Source organism: Micromonospora sp. WMMA1996, from assembly GCF_002573675.1.
Lineage (GTDB): Bacteria > Actinomycetota > Actinomycetes > Mycobacteriales > Micromonosporaceae > Micromonospora > Micromonospora sediminicola.
The window spans coordinates 500,323-524,690 of sequence record NZ_PDHU01000003.1; the positions used below are offsets into that span (position 1 = coordinate 500,323).

Genomic DNA, 24,368 nt, shown 5'->3' on the forward strand with positions numbered 1-24,368 from the left:
CCAGGCGAGTCGATGACGCTCTTCGAGGCGATCGGCGGTGAACCGGCCTTCCGCAAGCTGGTGGACGTGTTCTACGCCGGCGTCGCCGACGACCCGCTGCTGCGGCCGATGTATCCGGAGGAGGACCTGGGCCCGGCGGCGGACCGGCTGACCCTCTTCCTGGTCCAGTACTGGGGCGGCCCGCACACCTACTCCGAGCAGCGCGGCCACCCGCGACTGCGGATGCGGCACGCCCCGTTCCGCATCGGCGCGGCCGAGCGGGACGCCTGGCTGCGTCACATGCGCCGGGCGGTGGACGAGCTGGACCTGCCGCCGCAGCTCGCCGCCGCGCTCTGGGACTACCTGGAGCGGGCCGCCTATTTCATGGTGAACGTGATGGAGGACCCGGCCGCCGGCTGACCGACGGCCCGGTGGGGAGTCAGAGCAGGGCGCCCTCGTCGTGCAGCCAGTCGACGAACGTGGTGGCCACCGCGGCGCCGCAGTCGAGCATCTCGACCAGCAGCGCGTCGTGGGTGCCGGCGCCAAGCGGCACCTGCAGCTCGGCGTAGATCGGGAGCTGCCCCCGCTCGGTCGGGTCGCCGATGTAGGCCTTGCAGAACCGTCGGGTGTGGTTCCACTCGTTGACCACCCGGTAGGCCCGGTCGGCCCAGTCCGGCGGCACCGTCGCGTGAGGACGGGCCCGCATCACCAGGATCTCGTCCTCCGGGCCCTCCAGCGCGACCAGCACGGCGTGCCGCTCCCACATGGCGAGCAGGTTGCCGTCGCCGTCGGCCAGGTAGCGCACGTCGAGCAGGTCGAGCGCGTCGCAGACCCGGCGGAGGGTGACCGGGGCGACCGTGGCCGGCATGTCGGCGATGACCGGCCGCTCGGGCGCCGCCGTGTCGTCTCCCGGCTGGCGCGGGGCCGGTGGCCCGACCCGGACGGTGTCGTCCACTGTGGTCCCGCTTCGAGTCTCCGGATCGCCGCCACCGGCGGGACCGGGGCGCCATGACCACCACGGCATCGCTCGCGCACCTCACTCCCCAGCGGATCCAGCCGCCTACGGTGCGTTGGATCCGAGGATGGACGGTACCCGGACAGCCGGCAGGAGGCATCCCCCCAACGACCGCCCCAGCCCGGAAGAACGATGCGGGGTCAGCCGTTCGGATGAGCCCGGGTAGGCGTCAGTGCAAGATCCGCAACGGTCCGCGACCACGCCGCCCCGTACGGACCGACGAGTCCGACCCAACGGCCGGCCACCCGCACCTGAACGTCGCCCGCTCCGACGAAGCCCATCCGGACCACGCCCTGCACCAACCGCTGGGACACCTCCACCGGCGCCTGCGGCGCCTCGTCCGGGGTCACCACCACCGCGACGTGGTCCAGCAGCGCGTCGCGCAGCACGCGCTGGCCGACCGCCCGCCCGGCCACCCCGTGCGCCGCCGCCTCGCGCAGCGTCCCGGCCGCCGCCTCGGCGATCCGGCGCACCTCCCCGCCGGGCAGCACCTCCACCGGCCGGCTGGCCGGCGGCGGCAACGGCCAGCGCCAGGCGTCGTCCCGCCGCCGCGGCAGCCCGTCCCCGCCGGACGAGAGTTCGGCCAGGAGCTCCCCGGCGGCGACCGTGACGTCGCCGGACGCCGTGCCGGGCACGCTGCGCACCACGAGCACGTCCCAGGGCAGGTGGGCCCAGAGCGCCGTACGGCCGACGCCGGGCACCGGCCGGAGCCGGACCGGGGAGGCCGGGTCGAGCCGGACCAGCCGGGCCAGGAACGCGCCGGCGTCGGCCACCCCGGTCAGCCCGTGCCCGGCCGCCGGCCCGGTCATCCGGTCAGCCCGGGGGCGTAGCGGAGCAGGAACGCCCGCTCCTCGGGCGCGATCCGGCGCGGCCGCTGCGCGGACAGGTCGAACGGCACCAGCACCGACCGGGCGGTGCCGGCCAGCGCGTCGCCGTCGTAGAGCTCGTAGGCGACCGAGAAGGACGCGGCGCGGATCTCGTCGACCCAGAGTTCGATCCGCACGGTGGGCGCCGCCTCCGCGGTGGCCCGGCCGAGCGCGTAGTCGACCGGGCGCAGGTAGTCGACCTCGTGCCGGCGGATGACCACACCGTCGGCGAACGAGCCCACCCCCCACGCCCGGCCGCCGGCGAACATCATCGCCACCCGGGCCTCCTCGTAGAGCGTGAGGAAGCGGGCGTTGTTGACGTGGCCGTACGCGTCCAGGTCGGACCAGCGCAGCGCGCAGTGGTAGACGAACCGGTCAGTCACGGGTGAGCTTGCGGTAGGTCACCCGGTGCGGCCGGGCGGCCTCGGCGCCGAGCCGGTCGATCTTGTTCTTCTCGTACGCCTCGAAGTTGCCCTCGAACCAGAACCACTTGGCCGGGTTCTGGTCGTCGCCCTCCCAGGCCAGGATGTGCGTGGCGACCCGGTCCAGGAACATCCGGTCGTGGGAGATCACCACGGCGCAGCCGGGGAACTCCAGCAGCGCGTTCTCCAGGCTGGAGAGCGTCTCCACGTCCAGGTCGTTGGTCGGCTCGTCGAGCAGGATGACGTTGCCGCCGATCTTGAGCGTCAGCGCCAGGTTGAGCCGGTTCCGCTCGCCGCCGGAGAGCACCTTGGTCGGCTTCTGCTGGTCCGGCCCCTTGAAGCCGAACGCGGCGATGTACGCCCGGGAGGGCATCTCGACCTTGCCCACCATGAGGTGGTCCAGCCCGTCGGAGACGACCTCCCACACGCTCTTGTCACCGGCCAGGCCCTGCCGGTTCTGGTCGACGTACGACAGCGAGACCGTCTCGCCGACCCGGACCGAACCGCCGGTCGGCTCCTCCAGCCCGACGATGGTCTTGAACAGCGTGGTCTTGCCGACGCCGTTCGGGCCGATGATGCCGACGATGCCGTTGCGCGGCAGCGAGAACGACAGGTTGTCGATCAGGACCCGCTCGCCGAACGCCTTGGTCAGGTTGTTGGCCTCGATGACCGTGTTGCCCAGACGCGGGCCCGGCGGGATCTGGATCTCCTCGAAGTCCAGCTTCCGGGTCTTCTCCGCCTCGGCGGCCATCTCGTCGTAGCGGTCGAGACGGGCCTTGGACTTGGTCTGCCGCGCCTTGGCGTTCGAGCGGACCCACTCCAGCTCCTCGGAGAGGCGCTTCTTCATCTTGGCGTCGCGGCGGCCCTCGACGGAGAGCCGGGCGGCCTTCTTCTCCAGGTAGGTGGAGTAGTTGCCCTCGTAGGGGTAGGCCCGGCCGCGGTCCAGCTCCAGGATCCAGTTGGCCACGTTGTCCAGGAAGTACCGGTCGTGGGTGATGGCCAGGACGGTGCCGGCGTACTTGGCCAGGTGCTGCTCCAGCCACTGCACGCTCTCCGCGTCCAGGTGGTTGGTGGGCTCGTCGAGCAGCAGCAGGTCGGGCGCCTCCAGCAGCAGCTTGCACAGCGCCACCCGGCGACGCTCGCCACCGGACAGCGTGGTGACGTCGGCGTCCGGCGGCGGGCAGCGCAGCGCGTCCATGGCCAGTTCGAGCTTGGAGTCGATGTCCCACGCGTCGGCGGTGTCCAGCTCCTCCTGGAGCTTGCCCATCTCCTCCATCAGCTCGTCGGAGTAGTCGGTCGCCATCTGCTCGGCGATCTTGTTGAACCGCTCCAGCTTGGCCTTGGTCTCGGCGACCGCCTCCTCGACGTTGCCGAGGACCGTCTTGGCGTCGTTCAGCGGCGGCTCCTGCGCCAGCATCCCGACGGAGTAGCCGGGCATCAGCCGGGCCTCGCCGTTGCTCGGCCGGTCGAGCCCTGCCATGATCTTGAGGAGGCTGGACTTGCCGGCGCCGTTCGGACCGACCACACCGATCTTGACACCCGGCAGGAAGTTCAGCGTCACGTTGTCGAGCACGACCTTGTCGCCGTGCGCCTTGCGCGCCTTGTCCAGGACGTAGATGAACTGGGCCACGGTGCGGGCTACCTCCGTCGGTTGCGATCGCGGGCTTGCGGGGCGCGAGGCGCGGGCGTCGATCTCCGCCCGCCGCCGCCGGCCGGGGGCCGGCCGCGCGCACGCCGTCGTCAATCCTGACAGGTACGGGCGGCCCCGCCCACATCACCCCACCCCAGCGGCGTACGAGGCCGGGGTGTCGACAAGATCACGCGGAGGGTTCGGCGGTTCTGGGACGGGTAGGGAACTCCGGCACGGGGGATCAGACGCCGCAGCTACGCTCAGTACGCTCATCGCGGTGGACCCGTCATACCCGGAGGTGGCCGATCGTGACCGTCCGTAGCTCCTTTGTCGTAGTGGCCAACCGCCTGCCGGTCGACGAGGTGAGCACACCCGAGGGGCGGCAGTGGCGGCGCAGCCCGGGCGGCCTGGTGACCGCACTGCACCCGGTGCTCGCCGAGCACCAGGGCACGTGGGTCGGGTGGGCCGGCGGCACCGGCGCCGCGCCCGAGCCGTTCGACCTGGAGGGGATCCGGCTGCACCCGGTGCCGTTGAGCGCCGAGGAGCTGGAGCGTTACTACGAGGGCCAGTCGAACGCGACCATCTGGCCGCTCTACCACGACGCGGTGGAGACGCCGGCCTACAAGCGGCGCTGGCGCGAGGCGTACCGGTTGGTCAACGCCCGGTTCGCGGAGGCCGCTGCCGACGTGGCGGCCGAGGGGGCCACGGTCTGGGTGCAGGACTACCAGCTCCAGCTGGTGCCGGCGATGCTCCGCGAGCTGCGTCCGGACCTGCGGATCGGGTTCTTCCTGCACATTCCGTTCCCGCCGATCGAGCTGTTCATGCAGATGCCGTTCCGCACCGAGATCCTGCGCGGCCTGCTCGGCGCGGACCTGGTCGGCTTCCAGCAGCGGCTGGCGGCGCAGAACTTCGTCCGGCTGGCCCGGCACCTGCTCGGTCTGCGCTACGAGGGGCAGATGATCCAGGTCGACGGCCGGCAGGTGAAGGCGGGCGCGTTCCCCATCTCGATCGACACCAGGGAGATGGAGCGGCTGGCCGAGGACCCCGCGATCCAGGCCCGGGCCAAGCAGATCCGCGAGGAGCTGGGCAACCCGAAGACCATCATCCTGGGCGTCGACCGGCTCGACTACACCAAGGGCATCGAACTCCGCCTCAAGGCCTTCCGGGAACTCCTTGCTGACGGAAAGTTGACAGTTCCCGACGCGGTTATGGTGCAGGTCGCCACGCCCAGCCGCGAGCGCGTGGAGCACTACCAGGCACTTCGGGTGAAGGTGGAACGCGAGGTTGGCCGGATCAATGGTGAATTCGGCCGGGTCGGCGTGCCGGCGGTGCATTATCTGCATCAGTCGTACAGTCGCTCCGAACTGGCCGCGATGTACGTCGCGGCCGACGTGATGATGGTGACCCCGCTGCGAGACGGAATGAATCTGGTGGCCAAGGAGTACGTCGCATCGCGCGCCGACCAGGGCGGCGCGCTCGTGCTCAGTGAGTTCGCCGGCGCCGCCACCGAGCTGCGCCAGGCGTTCCTGTGTAACCCGCACGACCCGGACGCGGTCAAGGACGCGTTGCTCCGGGCCGTGCACGTCGAGAAACCCGAGGCCCGCCGCCGGATGCGCGTCATGCAGCGCCATCTGCGCAGCCACGACGTGGGCCACTGGGCCAAGTCGTTCCTCAGCGAGCTCGGCGTCCCCGATACGGAGGTGGCGTGACCTCGCCCGCAACCGCCACCGCCCACGGTGGCGCGCTGGACCCGGAACTGCGTGCCGCCATCGGCCGCATCGCCCGGATGCCCCAGCTCCTCGTCGCCTGCGACTACGACGGCACGCTCGCCCCGATCGTCGAGGACCCGAGCAAGGCCGTGCCGCTGCCCGAGTCGGTCGCCGCGGTGCGCGCGCTGGCCTCGTTGCCGCAGACCAGCGTCGCGGTGGTCTCCGGTCGCGCGCTGCGTGACCTGGCCACGCTCTCCCGGCTGCCCAGCGAGGTGCACCTCGTCGGCAGCCACGGCTCGGAGTTCGACATCGGCTTCGTCGAGCGGCTCACCCCGGAGCTGATCGCGGTCCGGCACCGGCTCCGCGAGGTGCTGCGGGACATCGCCGCCGCGCATCCGGGGGTCCGCCTGGAGCGCAAGCCGGCGAGCGTGGCCGTGCACACCCGTGGGGTCGACCCGCAGATCGCCGCCGCCGCCGTCGAGGCGGTCCGCAGCGGGCCCGCGACCTGGGAGGACGTCACCGTCACCCAGGGCAAGGAGGTCATCGAGCTGTCGGTGGTCGCCACCCACAAGGGCACCGCCGTCGACCAGCTCCGGACCCAGCTCGCGGCCAGCGCGGTGCTCTTCATCGGCGACGACGTCACCGACGAGAACGCCTTCGGCAACCTGCACGGGCCGGACGTCGGCATCAAGATCGGCCCCGGGGAGACCCAGGCGGACTACCGGGTGGCCGAGCCGATCGAGGCGGCCCGGGCGCTCGGCCTGCTGCTGGAGACCCGGCGGCACTGGCTCTTCGGCGAGCGGGCGGTGCCGATCGAGCGGCACTCGATGCTGGCCAACGGCCGTACCGTCGCGCTGGTCACGCCCGAAGCCAAGATCACCTGGCTGTGTCACCCGAAGCCGGACTCGGCGGCGATCTTCGCCGACCTGGTCGGCGGCAGCCCGGCCGGGCACTTCACCGTCGGCCCGGAGCGCGGCGGCATCCCACTGGGCCAGCGTTACCGCAGCAACACCATGACCGTGGAGACCCGCTGGTCCGGCCTGACCGTCACCGACTGGCTGGACCTGCCCGTCCGGGAGACGACCCCGGACGACCCGGTCGTGGTCAGCGGCGACTCGACCCTGGTCCGCGTGCTCAGCGGCACCGGGCGGGCCCGGGTCGAGTTCGCCCCGCGCCCCGAGTTCGGTCAGGTGGCGGTCCAGCTCCAGCCGCTCGACGACGGTCTGCTGGTGCTCGGCTCCAACGAGCCGGTCGCGTTGCACTCCCCCGGCGTCGAGTGGGAGGTCACCAACGACGCCGGCTACGAGACCGCGAAGGCGGTGGTGGACCTCTCCGCCGCCGGCGGTCAGGTGGTGCTGGAGCTGCGCTTCGGCACGCAGAGCCTGGAGCCGCACCGGCTGCCGGTGCACGAGCGGCAGACCGCCGCCGAGCAGCCCTGGAAGGACTGGGTGGCCTCGCTGCGGCTGCCCGCCACCGCCCGGGACCTGGTCGCCCGCAGCGCGCTGACGCTGCGCGGGCTCTGCCACGAGCCGACCGGCTCGATCCTCGCCGCGGCGACCACGTCGCTCCCCGAGGAACTGGGCGGGGTCCGCAACTGGGACTACCGCTACTGCTGGCTGCGGGACGCGGCGATGACCGCCCGCGCGCTGGTCGACCTCGGCTCCACCGAGGAGGCCGAGGGGCTGCTGCGCTGGATCGACGGCGTGGTCGACCGCACCGGCGGCCATCCGGAGCGGTTGCACCCGCTCTACACCGTCGACGGCTACGAGCTGGGCGCCGAGGCGGTCATCGACACGCTGCCCGGCTACGCCGGCTCCCGGCCGGTCCGGGTCGGCAACCTGGCGAACCACCAGCTCCAGCTCGACGTCTTCGGCCCGGTCGCCGACCTGATCGCCGCGGTGGCCGACGCCCGGGGCTCGGTCCGCGACGACGAGTGGCGGGTGCTGGAGAACATGGTCGAGGCGGTACGCCGCCGCTGGCACGAGCCCGACCACGGCATCTGGGAGGCCCGCCTCCCACCCCGGCACCACGTCTTCTCCAAGGTCATGCTCTGGATGACCGTCGACCGAGCGCTGCACGTGGTGCGTCAGCACGGCGGCGAGGACCGGCCGGAGTGGGTCGAGCTGCGCGACCGGATCGCCGCCAACGTGTTGGAGCACGGCTGGCACCCGGAGGCCGAGGCGTACAGCGTCGCGTACGGGTACGAGGAGATGGACGCCTCGTCGCTCTGGATCGGCATCTCCGGCCTGCTCGCCGGCGACGATCCGCGCTTCCTCTCCACGGTGCTGAAGATCGAGGCGGACCTGCGCAGCGGCCCGGTCGTCTACCGCTACCACTGGGACGACGGCCTGCCCGGCCGGGAGGGCGGCTTCCACATCTGCACGGCGTGGCTGATCGAGGCGTACCTGCGCACCGGCCGCCGCACCGACGCCGAGGAGCTGTTCACCCAGATGGTCGACACGGCCGGCCCCACGGGCCTGCTCCCCGAGCAGTACGACCCGCTCGCCGAGCGGGGCCTGGGCAACCACCCCCAGGCCTACAGCCACCTGGGCCTGATCCGCTGCGCCCTGCTGCTGGACAACATGCTCAAGCAGTGACCTGACGGCGGCGGGGGACCCGCTCCCCCGCCGCCCCGTCCTCGGCGATCTTGCACTTGCTGCCCCAGCAAAGGGGGCACAACGGGCATCTCTCGGGCGCCAAGTGCAAGATCGGCGAGGTTGGCGGGCGTCAGGGGGTCAGGGCGTGGACCACGTCGCCGATCACCACGATCGCGGGCGGGCGCAGCGCGGCGGCCTCGACGTCGGCGGCGACCGTGGCGAGGGTTGAGCGCAGCGTCCGCTGGGCGGCGGTGGTGCCCTCCTGGATCACCGCGGCCGGGGTGTCGGCCGGCTTGCCGTGCGCGATCAGGGTGGCGGCGATCGCGGCCAGGTTCTTCAGGCCCATCAGGACCACCAGCGTGCCGCGCAGCCCGGCCAGGGCCTCCCAGCGCACGAGCGACGCCGGCGAATCCGGTGCGACGTGTCCGGAGACCACGGTGAACTCGTGCGCCACGCCCCGGTGGGTCACCGGCACGCCGGCCACCCCGGGCACCGCGACCGCGCTGGTGACCCCCGGGACCACGGTCACCGGCACACCGGCCTCGGCGCAGGCCAGCAACTCCTCGCCGCCGCGCCCGAAGACGTACGGGTCGCCGCCCTTGAGCCGGACCACCACCTTGCCGGCCCGGGCCCGGTCCACCAGGATGCGGTTGATCTCCTCCTGGGTGCGCGACGGCCCGTACGGGATCTTCGAGGCGTCGACCAGTTCGACGTCCGGCCGCAACTCGTCCAGGAGCAGCCCCGGGACGAGCCGGTCGGCGACCACCACCTCGGCCTCGGTGAGCAGCCGCCAGCCCTTCACGGTGATCAGCTCCGGATCGCCCGGCCCGGCGCCCACCAGCGCTACCCGACCGCCCGTGGTGTTAGAAGGGGCCCCTTCCTCTACCGGAGGCGTTAACAAGGGGCCCTTCCTTGCGCCCAGGAGGTCGCGGACGGCGTTGCGGACGGTCATCGCCCGGCGCGGGTCGCCGCCGCCGAGGACGGCCACGGTCACCGGGCCGTGCCGGGTCACGGCGGGCGTCCAGGCGCTGGCGGCGGCCCGGTCGTCGGCCCGGACGCAGAAGATCCGCCGTTCGGCCGCGGCCGCGCTGACCGCCGCGGCGGCCACCCGGTCGTCCACCGCCACCTGGACCAGCCAGGCGCCGTCCAGGTCGCCGGGGGCGAACCGGCGCGGCTCCCAGCGCAGCCGGCCGGCGTCGGCGTGCGCGCGCAGCGCCGGGGTCAGCTCGGGCGACACCAGCAGGACGTCCGCGCCCGCGTCGAGCAGCGCGGGCACCCGCCGGGTGGCGACCGCTCCCCCGCCCACCACGACCACGCGCCGGCCGGCCAGCCGCAACCCCAGGGGGTACGGGCTGGGCGACGCCTCCGGGGCCGGCTCGCTCACTTCTCGGCCACCCCGGCCGCGTCGAACGTGGCCACCTCGTGCAGCACCCGGACGGCGCCGGTGACGACCGGCAGGGCGAGCAGGGCCCCGGTGCCCTCGCCGAGACGCAGCCCCAGGTCGATCAGCGGATCGAGCCCGAGGTGCCGCAGCGCCGCCGTGGCGCCCGGCTCGGCGCTGCGGTGCCCGGCGACCATGGCGCCGACCGCGTCCGGCGCGAACGCGGCGGCGGCCAGCGCGGCGCTGACCGCGATCACGCCGTCGAGCAGCACCGGCACCCGACGCGCGGCGGCGCCGAGGATCAGGCCGGCCAGCGCGGCGTGCTCCAGCCCGCCGACCGAGGCGAGCACGCCCAGCGGGTCGGCCGGGTCGGGCGTGTGCCGGGCCAGCGCGGCCCGGACCACGGCGACCTTGCGCGCGTACGTCTCGTCGTCCACGCCGGTGCCCCGGCCCGTCGCCGACGCCGCGTCCACCCCGGCGAACACGGCGACCAGCGCGGCGGCCGGGGTGGTGTTGCCGATGCCCATGTCGCCGGTGAGCAGGATGCCCGCGCCGCCGTCGACCAGCTCGTCGGCGACCCGGATGCCGGTCTCCACCGCCGCCCGGGCCTCGTCCCGGGTGAGCGCGGCGGTGACGGTCATGTCGCGGGTGCCGGCGCGCACGTTCGCGGCCACCAGGCGCGGCCCGTCCGGGTCGGCCGGCGTCGCGACGACGTCGACGGTGAGCGCGGACGGGCCGGCCGGGTCGGCGGCGCGCGCCGCCGGGTCGGGCGGGGTGACCGACAGCGGGGTGGCCACGCCGACGTCGACCACGGTGACCGAGGCGCCGGCCTGCCGGGCGAACGCGTTGACCACCGCGCCGCCGGCCAGGAAGTTGCCGATCATCTGGGCGGTGACCTCCTGCGGCCACGGGGTCACGCCCTGGGCGTGCACGCCGTGGTCCCCGGCGAAGATCGCCACCGCGGCCTGGTCGGGCAGCGGCGGCGGGCAGGCGCCGGCCAGCCCGGCGAGGCGTACCGAGAGCGGCTCCAGGGCGCCGAGCGAGCCGGCGGGCTTGGTCAGCCGGCCCTGCAACTCACGCGCGGCCGCCATGGCCGCCTCGTCGAGCGGCCGGATCGCCGCGACGGTGGACTCCAGCATCATGCCTCCAGGATCCGTGCCAGCGTCTCGATGAACGCGTCGGTGGTGGCCCGGTCGCGTACCGCGATCCGGAGCCAGTCCGGGCCGAGCCCGGGGAACGTGTCACCCCGGCGGACCGCCCAGCCCTGCTCCCGCAGCCGCTCCCGCACGTCGGCGGCGCCGGCGCGGTGGATCAGCACGAAGGCGCTGGCCGGGCGGCCCGCCACGCGTACCCCGGGCAGGCCGGACAGGCGGGTCACCAGGTGGTCGCGGTCGGCGGCGAGCCCGGCGGCGATCGCGCGTCCGGCCGCGACGGCGACCGGGGCGGCGCAGGCGGTGGCGGCGGCGAGCGCCGGGGTGGAGACCGCCCAGAGCGGCTGGGCGGCGGCGAACCGGGCCAGCAGCGCGGCGTCGCCGAGCAGGTAGCCGATCCGCAGCCCGGCCAGCCCCCAGGTCTTGGTCAGGCTGCGCACCACCACCAGGCCGGGCAGGTCGCGCCGGGCGGCCAGGGACTCGGGTTCGCCGTCGACGCCGGGGGCGGCGGTGGTGTCGGCGAACGCCTCGTCGACCACCAGCACCCGGCCGGGGCGGGCCAGCGCGGCGACCGTGTCCGCCGGGTGCAGCACCGAGGTCGGGTTGGTGGGGTTGCCGACCATGACCAGGTCGGCGTCGGCGGGTATCCGGGCCGGGTCGAGCCGGAAGTCGTCGGCCGGGTCGAGCAGGACCCGGTCCACCTGGTGGCCGGCGGCGCGCAGGGCGGCCTCCGGTTCGGTGAACTGCGGGTGCACCACCACCGGGTGGCGGGCGTCGCGCAGCGCGCGGGCGATCAGCACGAAACCCTCGGCGGCGCCGGCGGTGAGGAGTACCTCGTCCGGGGGTCGCCCGTGCCGGCGAGCGACGGCGGCGCGGGCGGGCGTCGGGTCCGGGTACGCGGCCAGCTCGCCCAGGGCGGCGGTCAGCGGGTCGGCCAGCCACTCGGGCATCGGCGCGCGGCGCACGTTGACGGCCAGGTCGACCAGGCCGGGCGTGGCCTCGGAGTCCCCGTGGTGGCCCAGGTCGGGCTCGTCGAGCGCGGCGGCGCTCCCGGTCGGTGGTGCGGGCATGTCCGCGATCCTGCCGGGAAGCCGCCGCCCGGGACAGCGCATCGCGGCGTGGGTCGCGTCACGACCCGCCGGTTTATGAGTTCTTCTCATTTCCGAATCGGAAATGTCATAGCTTGACCCCGTGAGCAACCGACCCCTTGCTTCCGCTGGTCGTGCCGTGCCCCTTCTCCGCGCCGGGCTGATCGCCGGCATCGTCGTCGCCGCCGCGTTGTACCCGCTCGTCGCCGTCACCGGCATCGGCGCCAAGGCCACCGCGCACGCCGTGGAACAGAAGACGAACATCCTCAAGACCGCGCTGCCGGCCGAGACGTCGTACGTCTACGCGCCCGACGGCAAGACCGTGCTGACCATGTTCTACGAGGAGTACCGGCAGTACACCAAGATCGAGAACATGTCGCCGAACATCCAGCAGGCGATCGTCGCCGCCGAGGACAACCGCTTCTACCAGCACCACGGCGTCGACCCGAAGGGCGTGGCCCGGGCGTTCGTGTCCAACGCCCGCTCCGGCGGCGTCTCCCAGGGCGCCTCGACGCTGACCATGCAGTACGTCCGGATGGCCCTGCGGGACAGCGCGACCACACCGCGGGAGGTCCAGGAGGCCACCCAGCAGACCAGCCTGCGCAAGGTCAAGGAGATGCGCATGGCGCTGGACATCGAGAAGCACCTGAGCAAGGACCAGATCCTGGAGCGCTATCTCAACTCGGCCTACTTCGGCCACCGCGCCTACGGGATCTACGCCGCCGCGCAGATCTTCTTCTCCAAGACGCCGGCCACCCTCACCCCGGTCGAGGCGGCCACGCTGGCCGGCCTGGTGAAGTCCCCCTCGGAGTACGACCCGATCACCTCCGACCAGAAGGACGCCACCGGCCGGCGCAACTACGTGCTCGACAACATGGCCCGCCTCGGCTACCTGTCGCCGGACGCCGCCGCGGCGGCCAAGGGCCAGCCGATCAAGCTGAAGCTGACCACCCCGCCGAACGACTGCGCCGCGATCGACGGCGGGCACCGCAGCTGGGGCTTCTACTGCGACTACCTGAAGAACTGGTGGAGCGCGCAGCCCGCGTTCGGCGAGAACCGCCTGGAACGGATGGACAAGCTGCGGCGCGGCGGCTACCGGATCGTGCTCGCCCTCGACCCGAAGACCCAGGCGGCGGCGGAGAAGAACGTGGGCGCCAAGGACAACACCGGCAGCCCGTTCGCCAACGGCATCGTGGTCGCCGAACCCGGCACCGGCCGGATCAAGGCGATGGCGGTCAACCGGAACTACTCGCTGGACCTGGCGGAGAACCCGAACAGCTCGAACCCCGAGGCCGGCCCGAAGGTCAAGGCGAACTACCCGAACACGGTGGCGCCGCTGCTGGGCGGCGGGTCGCTCCCCGGCTACCAGGCCGGCTCGACGTTCAAGATGTTCCCGATGCTCGCCGCGCTCAACGCCGGGATGCCGCTGTCCACCGCCTACGACTCGCCGTACACGTACAAGTCGGCGGTCTACGACGGCTGGGCGCCGTCCAACGCCAGTGGCGCGATGACCGGCCGGCAGACCATGTGGTCCGGCTTCGGCAAGTCGGTGAACACCTACTTCATCCAGCTGGAGGAGAAGATCGGCGCGGACGCCGGGGTTGCGGCTGGCCGAGCAGCTGGGCCTGCGCTGGCGGACCGACGTGGACAAGGACAGGCGTCGCCGGCCAAGGCGAAGAAGTGGGGCGCGTTCACGCTGGGCGTCTCCGACGCCACCCCGCTGGAGATGGCGAACGCGTACGCGGCGATCGCCGCCGACGGGCGCTACTGCGAGGCGATCCCGGTCAACGCGATCATGAACCGGGACGGCAACGCCGGCCACCTACTCCACCGCCGGCGGGGTCAACGGGAGATCGCCAAGCCCCGGTGCCGGCAGGTGGTGAACGCGGACGCGGCCCGGGCCGCCACCGACGCGGCGCGCTGCCCGACCGGGGACACCCGGCCAAGGGAGCTGTGGGGCTGGTCGACGGCCGACAGCGTGCGGGGCACGGTCGGCGCCCGGTCGCCGGCAAGACGGGTACGACCGACAGCACCCGGTCGGCGTGGTTCGTCGGCTACACGCCGGAGCTGGCGGCGGCGAGCTTCATCGCCGACCCGGACAATCCGTTCAACGCGGTGGGCGACGGGCAGTCGCAGATCCCGGTGAACGCGGTGCGCAGACGCTGCGCGACGCCCTCAAGGGCCAGCCGTCCCGCCAGTTCACCCCGCCCTCCGACCAGATCGTCGGCTGAGCCCCACGTTCCGCCCGGGGGTGCGCCCGGGTCAGTTGATCAAGGAGTTGCGTCCGGATCGCGTGGTCCCCGACGCGAACTCCTTGATCGGACGTGGGAGGGGCTCAGCGGAGGTCGGCGGCGACGAAGGACCACAACTCCAGGTCCACCCGGGCGCGCGGACGAAACCGGCGTTGCGCAACAGGCCCTGTAGCTGAAACCGGCCTTCTCGGCCACCCGCCGGGACGCGACGTTGCCGGGCGCCACCCGCAGCTCCACCCGGTGGAAACCGTGCTCCAGGATCAGCGCGATGGCCACCGCGTCCACCGCCTCGGCGGCCAGGCCGTAGCCGCGGGCGTGCGGCGCGATCGCGTACGACACCTCGGTGAGCCGGGCGCCCCAGTCGGTGCGGCGGGTCCACAGGCACCCCACCACGCGCTGGTCCTCCCGACGGACCACCGCCCAGTGGTCGCCGTCGCCGCTGTCCCGCCGCTGCCGGGCCAGCTCCGTGCACCACGCCCGCCCGTCGATCTGCCCGGCCGCCTCGGCCAGCGGCAGCCACCGCTGGGTCTGCCGGTCGCCGAACACCTCGTCGACCGCCGCTGCGTCCGTCGCGACCAGCCGGCGCACCTCGGTCCGCGGGGTGGAGACGGTCAGCGCCGGGAACCGGCGTACCGCCACCTGACCGATCACGCCAGGGCCGCCGAGGGCGCCAACGCGGCGGCCACCAGGCGGGACGCGACGCCCGGAAGCGCGGCCCAGTGCGGCACCAGCTGCGAGGCGTGCACGCCGTGGCGGACGAAGCCCTCCGGCGTGCCGCCGTCCCAGCGCCAGGCCGGTTGGTCACCGGCGCGCGGGGTGAGCACGGCGGCGTGCTGCTTGTGCCCGGTCACGGTCGCGCCGGCCGGCGCCACCACGCTGCCGGTGACCGCCGTGGCGTCCCGGTAGCCGACCACCAGGCCGTCGCGGACCGTGCCGACCGCGTCGAGCACGCCGCACATCGGCAGGCCGTCCAGCTCGCGCGCCAGCCAGAGCAGGCCCGCCCCCTCGGCGACCACCGGACGGCCCGACCGGGCCAGCTCGGCCACCGCGATGCACAGCCGGCGGTTGGCGGAGAGCTGCTCCGCGTACGTCTCGGGGAGCCCGCCGCCGACGACCAGCGCGCGGGCCCCGGCGGGCAGCGCCTCGTCGCGCAGCGGGTCGAGCGTGACCACCTCGGCGCCGGCGGCCCGCAGCAGCTCGGCGACCTCCGGATGGCTGTAGCTGCCGGCCGGGCCGCCGGCCAGCGCCACCACCGGCCGCTCCGCCGGGGCGGACGGACCGTCCGCCGGCTCCGGCGACCAGGGCTCCACGGTCAGGGCGGGAGCGGACCGGGCCAGCGCCAGCAGCCGGTCCAGGTCGACGGTGGCGGCGACCGCCTCACCGAGCCGGCGCACGCCGCGCTCGGCCTCGGCGTCACCGCGCACCACGGGCGCGGCGCCGTGCCGGCGGGCGGGCAGCACCGGGGGCAGCTCGTGGCGACGCAGCGCGCCGTAGACCGGCACCCCCACGTCGTCGAGCGCCTCGCGCAGCAGCGTCTCGTGCCGGGGCGAGGCCACCCGGTTGAGGATCACGCCACCCAGCCAGAGCTGCTCGTCGTAGGAGCGGAAGCCGTGCACCAGCGCGGCCACCGACTGCCCCATCGCGGCGACGTCCACGACCAGCACCACCGGGCTGCGCAGCGCGGTGGCCACGGCGGCGGTGGACTCGCTCTCCGGCCGACCGGCGACCGAGTCGTAGAGCCCCATGGTGCCCTGGACCAGCGCGAACCCGGCGCCGGCCGCGCCGTGCGCGAAGAGCGGCGCGACCCGCTCCGGGCCGACCAGCCGGGGGTCCAGCGTGCGGCCGGGGCGACCGGCGGCCAGCCCCAGGTACGCCGCGTCCACCTGGTCCGGCCCGACCTTGAAGCCGGCCACCGGCACGCCGCGCTCGGCGAGGGCGGCGAGCAGGCCGAGGGAGAGGGCACCGGTGCCGTGCCCGGAGGAGGGCGCGCTCAGCACGACGCGCGGCACGTCGGTCATCATCGACTCCTGGGTCCGGGGTGATTTCCGCCCGCGTGACCATACCCGTCCGCCCCGGCGCCCGTCGGCCGCGGAGCGTCCCGTTCCGCCCGGCAGCCGCGAGTGGCCCCGCTCATACGGGTAGCCTTGGCCAACGTGTACCGGTTCCTGCTGACCCCGCGCTGGCTCGGCTACCTCGCGCTGACGCTGGTGGCCGCCACGGTGATGGTGTTCCTGGGCAACTGGCAGCTGGACCGCTACCGGGGCCGGTCGGCGATCAACGACCGGATCGACGCCGGCGCCACGATGACCCCCGCGCCGCTGCGCGACGCGCTGCCCGCACCGACCGGTGGCCCGGGCAGCGTCGGTCCCGCCCCGGCCGAGCGGCTCACCTGGAGCCGGGTCACCGCCACCGGCCGCTACGACACCGCGAACGTCGTGCTGATCCGGGGCCGGACCGTGGACAACAAGGTCGGCTTCGAGGTGCTCACGCCGCTGGTGCTGGCCGACGGCAGCGCGGTGCTGGTCGACCGCGGGTGGGTCCCGCCCGCGCCGGGCGCCGGCGCCACCGCCCAGCCGTCCGTGCCGGCCGCGCCGACCGGCGAGGTCACCGTCACCGGCCGGGTGGTCGGCAGCGAGAGCGGTGGCGGCGGGGTGGACCGGCGCGACGGCAAGCTGGAGGCCCGGCGGATCGTCATCCCCCGCCTGGCGAAGCAGCTGCCCTACCCGGTGACCGGCGGTTACGTGCTGCTCGACGGGCAGACCCCGGCCGCCGACCCGGCGTTCCAGGCGGTGCCGATCGGGCACACCAACAACTGGCAGAACTTCGGCTACGTCTGGCAGTGGTGGATCTTCGCGGTGATGAGCCTGGTCGGCTACGGCTGGGTGGCCCGCCGGGAGGCGCGTCGACGGGCCGGCCTGGACGGCCCGCGCGAGCCGGTGGACCGGGCCGCCGAGCCCGCCGCCACCTGATCCGTCAGCCGGTGACCCGACCGGCGTGGATCGCCCGCACCGCGTCGATCGTGTCCGCCTCGGCGGCGGTCTTGTCGTCCCGGTAGCGCACCACGCGGGCGAAACGCAGCGCCATCCCGCCCGGGTAGCGGCTGCTGGTCTGCACCCCGTCGAAGGCGATCTCGACCACCTGCTCCGGCCGGACCCGCACCACCCAGTCGCCCTTCTCCACGGCCAACGACAGGAAGCGCTCGGTCTGCCAGCGCAGCAGCTCGTCGGTGAGCCCCTTGAACGTCTTGCCGAGCATGACGAACTCGCCGGTGCCCGGGTCGCGGGCGCCGAGGTGCAGGTTGGACAGCCAGCCCTGACGCCGGCCGCTGCCCCACTCGACCGCGAGCACCACCAGGTCGAGCGTGTGCCGGGGCTTGACCTTGACCCAGGCCGAGCCGCGCCGGCCCGCGTCGTAGGGCGCGGCGGGATCCTTGACCACGACCCCTTCCTGACCGGCGTCGACCGCCGCCGCGAACGCCGCGCCGGCCTGCGCCACGTCGTCCACCTCGACCCGGCCGACCAGCAGCGACGGGTCGACCGCCCCGGCCAGCGCCGCCCAGCGCTCGCGGCCCGGCGCGTCGATCAGGTCGGCGCCGTCGAGGTGCAGCAGGTCGAAGAAGTACGGCGTCAGCACCGGCTCGCCGGTGCGCTCGGCGGCGGCCAGCACGGCGGGCGCGACCGGGGTGCGGCCGGTGGTGCTGGGCGTGGTGCGCCGGGCCGCGCGGCTGGACGTCTCCTGGAACGGCAGTGGACGGCCGGTGGCGTCCAGCCCGATCGCCTCGCCGTCGAGTACCAGCTCGCGGGCGGGCAGCGCGCGGACGGCGGCCACCACCTCGGGCAGCCGGCCGGTGATCTCGTCGAGACTGCGGGTGAACACCGCGATGTCCTGCCCGGAGCGGTGCACCTGGATGCGGATGCCGTCGAGCTTGACGTCGACCACGGCGGGGAGGCCGGTGGCGGTGAGGGCCTCGTCGACCGAGGGCGCGCTCTGCGCCAGCATCGGCGCGAGCGGCCGGCCCACCTGGAGCCCGAACCCGGCCAGCGCGGCGGCGCCGCCGGTGAGCGCCGCGACCGCCACCGCCCGCAGGTCGCCGGCGAGCAGCAGCGCGCGCCGCACGGCGGTGACCGGCACGTCGGCGGCCCGGGCCACCGCCTCGGTGAGCAGGCCGGCCTGGGCGCCCTGACGCAGCTCACCCCGGAACAGGCCGACCAGCAGGCGTTGCTCGTCGGCGGTCGCCGCGGCGAAGAGCCTGCCGACCAGCTCACGCCGCCGCGCCTGGGAGCCGGCGCCGCCGACCCGGGAGATCTCCTCGATCGCCGCGTCGACCCCGGCCACGGTCAGGGTGGGCTCGGTCGCCGGCGGGGGCAGGTCACGCAGACCCGCCCAGCCGACGCCGGTCTGGCGCTGGCGCAGCTCGCCGGCGAGGTAGCCGGCGCCGGCCGGAATCTCGCCCGGATCGAGCGCGCGCAACGCGGCGGCCAGCAGCTCCACCTTGGCCCGACGGCCGCCGGTGGCGCCGACCGCGGCCGAGGTGGCCGCCAGCTCCGCGAAACGCACGTGCACATCCTGCCAGTCACCTGTGCCGGCGAGGCGCTTCCGGCGGCCCGGCGCACCGCACGGGTGTCGCCGGGACCGCCGGAAGCTCGGACGCGACGACCCGGGCGTGCCGGTCGCCGGGCCGCGCGCCCGGGGACGGGCCCGGATCGCTCCGGGACCGGGACGGAGGTCAGGCCGAGACCGGCTCCTCGACGCGCAGGCCGCGCCCGCGCACGCCGTCGGCGACCCGGGTCAGCAACGCGTCGAGGGTGACCAGCGTGGCGGAGAGCTCACCGAGCTGTTCCTTGAGCGTGGCCTCGGGCCACGCGGAGACGTCGACGTCCCCCAGAGCACGGACGGCGGCCTGGAGCCGCGCCATCTCGTCGTTCGTACGCATGTTCGAAAGACTATAACACCCCGCCGGCCGACACACCGCAAACTCCGACATCCATCCCGAAGTTACGGTTTCGACACCGAGCGCGCGCTCGTCAGGCGCGGCCCGCCTCGGCCACCTTGGCCAGCAGCAACGCCTCGGCCAGGCAGACCCGGGCGAACTCGCCCAGGTGCAGGCTCTCGTTCGGCCCGTGCGCCCGGGCGTGCGGGTCCTCCACGCCGGTCACCAGGATCGCCGCCCGCGGGAACATCTCCTGGAACGTGGCGATGAACGGGATCGAGCCGCCCACCCCGATGTCCACCGGGTCGGTGCCGTCCCAGGCCCCCCGGAACGCCGCCCGCGCCGCGTCGAACATCGGGCCGGTCGCGTCGATGACGCACGGCGAACCGTCGTGCTCGAACGTCACCGTCACCCGCGCGCCCCACGGCGCGTGCCGCTCCAGGTGGGCGGTCAGCGCCGCGTACGCCTTCTTCGGGTCGTCGCCGGGCGCCAGCCGTACGCTCAGCTTGGCCCTGGCGGACGGCACCAGCGCGTTCGGGGCCTCGCCGGTGGACGGCGCGTCGACGCCCAGGATCGCCAGCGCCGGCTTGGTCCAGAGCCGGTCGGTGATCCGCCCGGTGCCGAACAGCTTCGCGCCGTCGACCAGGCCGGCCTCCGCGCGGAACCGGTCCTCCGGGTAGTCGACGCTGGCGCCCTCGCGGGCGGCCAGGCCCTCCACCGCCACGTCACCGGCGTCGTCGTGCAGCGTGCCGAGCAGCCTCACCAGCGCGGTGAGCGCGTCCGGAACGGCCCCGCCGAACATGCCGCTGTGCACCGCGTGCTCCAGCGTGCGCACCTCCACGAAGCAGTTCACGATGCCGCGCAGCGAGGTGGTCAGCGCCGGCACCCCGACGTCCCAGTTGGCGGAGTCGGCGATCACGATGACGTCCGAGGCCAGCTCGTCGCGGTGCTCGGCGAGCAGCCGCTCCAGCGAGTCCGAGCCGTACTCCTCCTCGCCCTCGATGAAGAGCACCACGCCGACCGGGAGCCGGTCGCCGAACGCGCGCAGCGCGGCGACGTGCGCCATGATGCCCGCCTTGTCGTCGGCGGCGCCCCGGCCGTAGAGGCGGCCGTCGCGCTCCACCGGCTCGAACGGGTCGGACTCCCACAGCGACAGGTCACCGACCGGTTGCACGTCGTGGTGCGCGTAGAGCAGCACGGTGGGCGCGCCGGGCGGGGCCGCCCTCGTCCCGATCACCGCCGGCTGGCCGCCCGACCGGACGATCCGGGTGTCGAGACCGCAGCCGCGCAGCAGCTCGGCCACCGCCTCGGCGGAGCGCTCCACGTGCGAGTGGTCGAAGCCCTCGAAGGCGATGCCCGGGATGCGGACGAGGCGTTCGAGGTCGGCACGGACGCCGGGCAGTTCGCGCTCGACGGCGGCCCGCACCTCGGACTCGGAGATGATCGGTGAGGTCATGACCGGAATCGTATGCCGGCCTTACCCGAGCCCGGTCGCCGGCCGAACCGCACGTAGTAGCGGTCCGGGTCGTGCGGCACCGCCGGCGCGCCGTCGACGACCAGGTCCACCGCCGCCACCGTGCCGTCGGCGGCGAAGTGCGCCCGCTCCCCCGCGTGCCACCGCCGCAGCTCCGGCAGGACCTGCGCGCCGTCGCGGGCCAGCGCGCGGGACAGCCGCAGCTCGGCCGGCGCGGTGACCAGCACCGACAGGGTCAGCTCGGGGCGCACCAGGGCGCGGGCGGCGCTCACCCCCTCCACGATCAGCACCGCCCCGGCCGGCACCGCCGTCACCCGGTCCAGGAAGCGGCGGCGGACCCAGCTGTAGCGCCGGTAGCCGCCCGGCCGCCCGGCCCGCACCGGCCCGAGCACCCACTCCTCCAGCCGGGTCCAGAAGGTGAGCTGGTCGTCCCAGCCGTCGAGCAGGTCGTCGGTGCGCACCAGCGGCGGCCGGTCCCCGCCGGCCCGCGCCGCGAGGGCGTCCGCGAGGCGCGTCGCGAACACGCTCTTGCCCGCGCCGCTCGGCCCGTCGACCGCCACCAGGCGGGTACGCCCCAACCGCGCCGGCCCGGCCAGCACCCGCCCGGCCAGACCGGCGTACGCCTCGACCACCGCCACGTTCACCCGACCGACGCTAACGTTCCCCCGTCCGCTGGATCCTGCGACCCGGGCGGACCCGTTCACCGGGCGGCGTGGCGGCACCCTGGGCATGATCGGGGGGTGCTCCATGACGTGATGTGTCCGGGCGTCGACGCCCTCCTGGAACAGGCCCGCGCCGGTCTCCGCCGGCTCACTCCGCACGAGACCGTCGAGGCGGTCCGCGGCGGCGCGCTGCTCATCGACACGCGTACCGAGGCGCAGCGCCGCGAGGAGGGTGAGCTGCCCGGCGCGATCGTCATCGACCGCACCGTGCTGGAGTGGCGGCTCGACCCGGCCAGCGCCTGGCGCATCCCGGAGGCGACCGGGTACGACCGCGAGATCGTGGTGGTCTGCCGGGAGGGCTACAGCTCCAGCCTGGCCGCCGCCAGCCTGCAGACGCTGGGCCTGCGGCAGGCGACCGACATGATCGGCGGGGTGCAGGGCTGGCGGGAGGCCGGGCTGCCGATGTCCGACCGGCCGGCCGACGTGCGCCACTGAGTCACGCCGACCGGTCCCCGCCCGAACCTCGCGGTCACGGTGTCTCCGGCGCACCGGGTGGCACGAACGGCAGGCCCGGCGGGGGGCCGGACTCGATCAGCCGCCAGAGCGCGTCCGTGTCGAGGTGCTCCTCGACCAGGTCGCCGAGCAGGTCCAGCATCCGCTCCCGGGCGGCGGCGAACGAGGTGTCCGGCGCGACCTTGAAGCCGGTCCGCCCGGCCGCCTCGGCCACCTCGGTGAGGAAGCGGCGGCGGAACACGTCCGACTCGAAAGTGCCGTGCCAGTGGGTGCCGTACACCGCGCCGAGCCGGGCGCCCTCGCCGGTGCCGTCGGCGTGGCGCAGCAGCGGCGGCAGACCCGGGTCGGCGGCCGAGACCCGCCCGTGGTGGATCTCGTAGCCGTGCACCGGCACGTCCCCGGCGGCGGTGCCCACCGCGCGGCGCACCGTCTTGCGCTCGTCGAAGGTGATCTCGATGGGGAGCAGCCCGAGGCCGGGGACGGTGCCCCGGCGGCTCTCCACCGGGTCGTGGACGGCCCGGGCCAGCATCTGGAAGCCGCCGCAGATGCCGAGCAGCGGCCGGTTGGCGGCGGCGTGCGCCCGGACGGCGTCGGCCAGGCCGGTCTCGCGCAGCCAGGCCAGGTCGGCGACGGTGGACTTGGAGCCCGGGAGCACCACCAGGTCGGCGGCGGCCAGCTCGGCCGGCTCCACGGTCAGTCGGACCCGCACGCCCGGCTCGGTGGCGAGCGCCTCGACGTCGGTGGCGTTGCTGATCCGGGGCAGCCGGACCACCGCCACGTCGAGCCAGTCGGTGCCCCGCGGCGCCGCCGGACGGCCGAGCACCCGCCCGTAGGCCAGCGAGTCCTCCGCGTCCAGCCACAGGTCGAGCGCCCAGGGCAGCACCCCGTACGTCGGACGGCCGGTGACCTGGCGCAGCATGTCGAGCCCGGGTCGGAGCAGCCCGAGGTCGCCCCGGAACTTGTTGATCACGAAGCCGGCGACCAGCGCCTGGTCGGCGGCGTCGAGCAGCGCGACCGTGCCGAACATCGACGCGAAGACCCCGCCCCGGTCGATGTCGCCGACCACGACCGTGGGCAGGCCGGCCTGCCGGGCCAGGCCCAGGTTGACGTAGTCGCCCGCGCGCAGGTTGATCTCGGCCGGGCTGCCGGCGCCCTCGCAGATCACCACGTCGTACTCGGACCGCAGTTCGGCCAGCGCCGCGTACGCCGTGTCGGCGAGCCGGGGCCGCAGCGTGTGGAAGTTGCCGGCGGTGACCGTGTCGACCGCCTCGCCGAGCAGCACCACCTGGCTGGCGTGGTCGCTGCCGGGCTTGAGCAGCACCGGGTTGAAACGCAGGTCGGGCGTCAGCCCGCAGGCGGCGGCCTGCATCGCCTGGGCCCGGCCCAGCTCGCCGCCCCGGCCGTCCGGGCCGACCACCACCGCCGAGTTGTTGGACATGTTCTGCGCCTTGAACGGGGCCACCCGGACGCCCCGGCGGCGCAGCCAGCGGCAGATGCCGGCGGTGACCACGCTCTTGCCGGCGTCCGAGGTGGTGCCGGCGACCAGCAGCCCGCCGCTCACCGCCCGCTCCCCCGCCGCCCGCCGCCCACCGGGGCCGAGCCGGCGAGGACGCGGCCGGCGGTGGACCGGCCGCCGGCGGCGCGCAGGAGCCCGCGCGCCGCGGCGCGGCCGGTGGCGCCGGCCAGCCGGCCGACGGTCACCGGGTAGAGCGCGGCCAGGCCGAGCGCGGCCACCCCGACCGCGCCGGAGATGCGGGCGGCCCGCTTCAGGTGCCGCGCCTCCGGGCGGGGGCCGTCGCCGAGGAACGGCCGCGTCTCGGAGCGACCGAAGTAGACGTTGCGCCCGCCGAGCCGGACGCCGAGCGCGCCCGCCATGGCCGCCTCGCACTGGCCCGCGTTCGGGCTGGGGTGGTCGGCCCGGTCCCGCCGCCAGACGTGCCAGGCGGCCGCGCGGTCGCCGTGCGCCACCGGGGCAACGGCCACCGTGAGCAGCCCGGTCAGGCGGGACGGCACGAGGTTGAGCAGGTCGTCCAGGCGGGCGGCCGGGGTGCCGAAGCGCGCGTAGCGGGGCGAGCGGTGGCCGACCATGGCGTCGAGCGTGTTCGCCGCCCGGTAGCCGAGCAGGCCGGGCAGCCCGGCGACCGCACCCCACACCAGGGGAGCGACCACCGCGTCGGAGGTGTTCTCGGCGACCGACTCGACGGTGGCCCGGGCCAGCTCGGGCTCGTCGAGGGCGGACGGGTCGCGGCCGCAGAGGTGACCGAGGCGGGCCCGCGCGGCGGGCAGGTCGGCCCGACGCAGCGCCCGTGCCATCACCCGGGACTCGTGCCGCAGCGTGCGCCCGCCCAGCACCGTCCAGGTGCCGGCGGCGACCAGCGCGGCCTGGGCGGCCGGATGCCGGCGGGTGGCCAGCGTGGCGGCGGCGCCGAGCAGCACCGGCGCGCCGACCGCGAGCGCGGTGAACGCGGCGCCGGCCGACCGGTCGGGGCGGTAGAGCCGGCGCTCCAGCGCGCCCGCAGACCGGCCGAAGCCGGCCACCGGATGCCACCGGCGCGGGTCGCCGAGCAGCGCGTCGAGCGCGTAGCCCGCCACCAGCCCGGTCGCGTTCGCCATGGCGGTCGCCTGCCGCACCCGTCACCACCTCCGGCCGGCCAGCCTAGCCGTACCGCGGGGTGGCCACGTCGTCGTCGCCACCCCGC

The 24,368-nt window shown here is 74.7% G+C and carries 20 protein-coding genes and 1 pseudogene; 6 read left to right on the forward strand and 15 right to left on the reverse strand.

The window, feature by feature from the left end; translation table 11 throughout:
- Positions 1-12: 12 nt before the first annotated feature.
- Complete coding sequence (locus tag COO58_RS22000; RefSeq protein WP_091571699.1) at positions 13-399, forward strand: globin; 387 nt, start codon at positions 13-15, stop codon at positions 397-399.
- 19 nt (positions 400-418) lie between these two features.
- On the opposite strand, the gene COO58_RS22005 is transcribed toward COO58_RS22000, so the two are convergent.
- The 4 genes from COO58_RS22005 to ettA form a co-directional block, all read right to left on the reverse strand.
- Complete coding sequence (locus tag COO58_RS22005; protein ID WP_091571696.1) at positions 419-1,003, reverse strand: YbjN domain-containing protein; 585 nt, start codon at positions 1,001-1,003, stop codon at positions 419-421.
- A 131-nt stretch (positions 1,004-1,134) separates the two neighbouring features.
- Positions 1,135-1,803: a hypothetical protein gene (locus tag COO58_RS22010; RefSeq protein WP_091571693.1), complete on the reverse strand. Its 669-nt coding sequence runs from the start codon at positions 1,801-1,803 to the stop codon at positions 1,135-1,137.
- On the reverse strand, positions 1,800-2,243 hold the full coding sequence (locus COO58_RS22015) for a thioesterase family protein (protein WP_098747018.1): 444 nt from the start codon (positions 2,241-2,243) through the stop codon (positions 1,800-1,802). Before COO58_RS22015 ends, COO58_RS22010 begins: the two co-directional genes overlap by 4 nt.
- The gene (gene ettA, locus COO58_RS22020; protein ID WP_091571685.1) at positions 2,236-3,912 is read right to left on the reverse strand and encodes an energy-dependent translational throttle protein EttA; all 1,677 of its coding nucleotides are present in this window, start codon (positions 3,910-3,912) and stop codon (positions 2,236-2,238) included. The genes COO58_RS22015 and ettA overlap by 8 nt, the downstream gene beginning before the upstream one ends.
- Positions 3,913-4,220: 308 nt before the next feature.
- On the opposite strand from ettA, the gene COO58_RS22025 reads away from it, so the two are divergent.
- Together COO58_RS22025 and otsB are read left to right on the forward strand one after the other, a co-directional pair.
- The gene (locus COO58_RS22025; protein WP_091571680.1) at positions 4,221-5,621 is read left to right on the forward strand and encodes a trehalose-6-phosphate synthase; all 1,401 of its coding nucleotides are present in this window, start codon (positions 4,221-4,223) and stop codon (positions 5,619-5,621) included.
- Between the two features lie 77 nt (positions 5,622-5,698).
- The gene (otsB, locus tag COO58_RS22030; protein ID WP_245666561.1) at positions 5,699-8,218 is read left to right on the forward strand and encodes a trehalose-phosphatase; all 2,520 of its coding nucleotides are present in this window, start codon (positions 5,699-5,701) and stop codon (positions 8,216-8,218) included.
- Between the two features lie 130 nt (positions 8,219-8,348).
- Here the strand turns inward: otsB and cobA are convergent, their stop codons facing one another.
- From cobA to cobC, 3 genes are read right to left on the reverse strand one after another with little or no spacing between them, the layout of a single operon-like run.
- Complete coding sequence (cobA, locus tag COO58_RS22035) at positions 8,349-9,602, reverse strand: uroporphyrinogen-III C-methyltransferase (protein ID WP_098747020.1); 1,254 nt, start codon at positions 9,600-9,602, stop codon at positions 8,349-8,351.
- Entirely contained in the window at positions 9,599-10,738 is a 1,140-nt protein-coding gene (gene cobT / locus COO58_RS22040; RefSeq protein ID WP_098747365.1) for a nicotinate-nucleotide--dimethylbenzimidazole phosphoribosyltransferase, read from the reverse strand. Before cobT ends, cobA begins: the two co-directional genes overlap by 4 nt.
- Positions 10,738-11,820 carry an Rv2231c family pyridoxal phosphate-dependent protein CobC gene (cobC, locus tag COO58_RS22045; protein WP_098747022.1) on the reverse strand — a complete coding sequence of 361 codons (1,083 nt, stop codon included), beginning with the start codon at positions 11,818-11,820 and terminating at the stop codon, positions 10,738-10,740. The genes cobT and cobC overlap by 1 nt, the downstream gene beginning before the upstream one ends.
- A gap of 157 nt (positions 11,821-11,977) precedes the next feature.
- On the opposite strand from cobC, the gene COO58_RS22050 reads away from it, so the two are divergent.
- Positions 11,978-13,984, forward strand: a complete 2,007-nt coding sequence (locus COO58_RS22050; protein WP_304363131.1) for a transglycosylase domain-containing protein — start codon at positions 11,978-11,980, stop codon at positions 13,982-13,984.
- 124 nt (positions 13,985-14,108) lie between these two features.
- Here the strand turns inward: COO58_RS22050 and COO58_RS22055 are convergent, their stop codons facing one another.
- Together COO58_RS22055 and COO58_RS22060 are read right to left on the reverse strand one after the other, a co-directional pair.
- Positions 14,109-14,741, reverse strand: a complete 633-nt coding sequence (locus COO58_RS22055; protein WP_255292745.1) for a GNAT family N-acetyltransferase — start codon at positions 14,739-14,741, stop codon at positions 14,109-14,111.
- A complete protein-coding gene (locus COO58_RS22060) occupies positions 14,738-16,108 on the reverse strand; it encodes a cobyrinate a,c-diamide synthase (protein WP_098747367.1) in 1,371 nt (456 codons plus the stop codon). Before COO58_RS22060 ends, COO58_RS22055 begins: the two co-directional genes overlap by 4 nt.
- A 135-nt stretch (positions 16,109-16,243) precedes the next feature.
- On the opposite strand from COO58_RS22060, the gene COO58_RS22065 reads away from it, so the two are divergent.
- The gene (locus COO58_RS22065) at positions 16,244-17,059 is read left to right on the forward strand and encodes an SURF1 family protein (protein WP_091571652.1); all 816 of its coding nucleotides are present in this window, start codon (positions 16,244-16,246) and stop codon (positions 17,057-17,059) included.
- Between the two features lie 4 nt (positions 17,060-17,063).
- Here the strand turns inward: COO58_RS22065 and COO58_RS22070 are convergent, their stop codons facing one another.
- From COO58_RS22070 to COO58_RS22085, 4 genes and pseudogenes are all read right to left on the reverse strand, one after another.
- Positions 17,064-18,647 (reverse strand): ATP-dependent DNA ligase, encoded by a 1,584-nt coding sequence (locus COO58_RS22070; protein ID WP_091571649.1) that lies wholly within the window; start codon positions 18,645-18,647, stop codon positions 17,064-17,066.
- 169 nt (positions 18,648-18,816) lie between these two features.
- Positions 18,817-19,023, reverse strand: a complete 207-nt coding sequence (locus COO58_RS22075; protein WP_091571646.1) for a hypothetical protein — start codon at positions 19,021-19,023, stop codon at positions 18,817-18,819.
- 91 nt (positions 19,024-19,114) lie between these two features.
- Positions 19,115-20,476 (reverse strand): dipeptidase, encoded by a 1,362-nt coding sequence (locus tag COO58_RS22080; RefSeq protein WP_098747024.1) that lies wholly within the window; start codon positions 20,474-20,476, stop codon positions 19,115-19,117.
- Positions 20,451-21,138: pseudogene (locus COO58_RS22085) on the reverse strand (uridine kinase); the annotation flags it as partial. The pseudogene COO58_RS22085 and the gene COO58_RS22080, both read right to left, overlap by 26 nt.
- Positions 21,139-21,249: 111 nt before the next feature.
- Between COO58_RS22085 and COO58_RS22090 the strand changes: the two are divergent.
- Positions 21,250-21,651 carry a rhodanese-like domain-containing protein gene (locus COO58_RS22090; protein WP_091571639.1) on the forward strand — a complete coding sequence of 134 codons (402 nt, stop codon included), beginning with the start codon at positions 21,250-21,252 and terminating at the stop codon, positions 21,649-21,651.
- A 34-nt stretch (positions 21,652-21,685) separates the two neighbouring features.
- Here the strand turns inward: COO58_RS22090 and COO58_RS22095 are convergent, their stop codons facing one another.
- Both COO58_RS22095 and COO58_RS22100 read right to left on the reverse strand, forming a co-directional pair.
- Entirely contained in the window at positions 21,686-23,230 is a 1,545-nt protein-coding gene (locus COO58_RS22095) for a cobyric acid synthase (RefSeq protein WP_098747026.1), read from the reverse strand.
- Entirely contained in the window at positions 23,227-24,300 is a 1,074-nt protein-coding gene (locus tag COO58_RS22100; RefSeq protein ID WP_369700211.1) for a cobalamin biosynthesis protein, read from the reverse strand. Before COO58_RS22100 ends, COO58_RS22095 begins: the two co-directional genes overlap by 4 nt.
- Positions 24,301-24,368 lie beyond the last annotated feature (68 nt).